The sequence below is a fragment of the Pseudomonas sp. NPDC087803 genome (genome assembly GCF_044742995.1).
In the GTDB taxonomy this organism is placed as follows: domain Bacteria; phylum Pseudomonadota; class Gammaproteobacteria; order Pseudomonadales; family Pseudomonadaceae; genus Aquipseudomonas.
In genome coordinates this window covers 1-1787 of sequence record NZ_JBIUVO010000146.1, presented here as the reverse complement: position 1 = coordinate 1787, position 1787 = coordinate 1, and the positions used below count along the sequence as shown (strand labels likewise).

1 protein-coding gene is annotated in these 1787 nt (G+C 60.8%); it reads right to left on the bottom strand.

Annotated features, from left to right (window positions below; translation table 11 throughout):
• Positions 1–1787: translation initiation factor IF-2 (gene infB / locus ACIOUG_RS27025; RefSeq protein WP_401070232.1), on the bottom strand; the 1787-nt coding region annotated here is incomplete at both ends.

The window sequence follows — 1787 nt, the reverse complement described above, 5'->3', positions numbered from 1 at the left end:
GCCGGCGTGAGCGCGAGCCAGTTTGACTTCGCGGAACTTGCCTTGACGGAACAGAGCCACTTCACGGGCTTTCTTCTCGTCGGCAACCACGCTCATCTCGTCGCCAGCGTCCGGCGTACCGTCAAGACCCAGGATCTCGACCGGAATGGCCGGACCTGCTTCCTTGATCGGCTTGCCGTTCTCGTCGAGCATGGCGCGCACGCGGCCATAGTTCGAGCCGACCAGCACCATGTCGCCTTGACGCAGCGTACCGTCCTGAACCAGCACGGTGGCCACCGGGCCACGGCCCTTGTCCAGACGCGATTCAACGACAACACCACGGCCAGGAGCCGATGGAGTGGCAGTCAGTTCAAGCACTTCGGCCTGCAGCAGAACCGCTTCGAGCAGTTCGTCAACGCCGGTACCCATCTTCGCCGAAACCGGAACGAATGGAGTGTCGCCACCCCACTCTTCGGAAGTCACGCCGTGAACCGACAGTTCGCTGCGGATGCGATCGAGGTCGGCACCCGGCTTGTCGATCTTGTTCACCGCAACCACCAGAGGAACGCCAGCCGCCTGAGCGTGCTGAACAGCCTCGATGGTTTGCGGCATCACGCCGTCGTCCGCCGCCACCACCAGGATTACGATGTCGGTCGCCTTGGCACCACGGGCACGCATTGCGGTAAACGCAGCGTGACCCGGGGTGTCGAGGAACGTCACCATGCCACGGTCGGTTTCAACGTGGTATGCACCGATGTGCTGGGTAATGCCGCCGGCTTCGCCTGCAGCTACCTTGGCACGACGGATGTAGTCGAGCAGGGAAGTCTTACCGTGGTCAACGTGGCCCATTACGGTCACGACGGGTGCACGGGAAACTGCCTCACCTTCAAACTTCAGGGACTCGGCCAGGGAATCTTCCAGGGCGGTGTCGCTGACCAGGGTCACTTTGTGGCCCAGCTCTTCAGCTACCAGTTGAGCAGTTTCCTGATCGAGTACCTGGTTGATGGTCGCTGGAGTGCCCAGTTTGAACATGAACTTGATGATTTCAGCAGCCTTGACCGACATCTGCTGGGCGAGATCGCCAACAGTGATGGTCTCGCCGATCTTCACTTCACGCACGACAGGACCGGTAGGGTTCTGGAAACCGTGAGCGTTGCGTTTCTTCAGCTTGGCCTTGCCGCGACCACCACGACGGAAGCCATCGCTTTCTTCGTCGGTAGTGCGTGGCGCCACACGTGGAGCCGGCGCTTTTTCTTTGACCGATGCGCGATGCGGAGCGTTTTTGCGCTCGCCATCACCACCACCGCTGCGACGATTGTTATCGTCGGCACGTGGTTTGTCCGGACGACGCTGTTCGTCACGCTTGCGAGTGTCGGCAGCTGGCGCAGCAGCAACAACCGGCGCGGTGTCGCGCACAGGCTCAGCGGCTGGCGCAGGTGCTGCAACAGCATCGGCAGCAGCGGACGGCGCAGCAGCAGGCTGGCGACGCGCTTCTTCTTCAGCGCGCTGCTTGGCTTCTTCTTCAGCCTTCTGACGGGCAGCATTTTCTACTGCGCGACGCTCTTCCAGTTCACGCTGGCGCTCGGCTTCGATTTCTTCCGGGCTGCGCTGTACGAAAACTTTCTTTTTGCGAACTTCTACGCTGATGCTCTTGCTACCAGCCACACGCAGGGTGCTGGTGGTTTTACGCTGCAGCGTGATCTTGCGTGGTTCTTCCACTTTCGCCTTGTGACTGCTCTTCAAGTGAGTCAGCAGGGATTGCTTCTCACTGTCAGTCACATGTTCTTCGGCGGCGGTGTGCGGCAGAC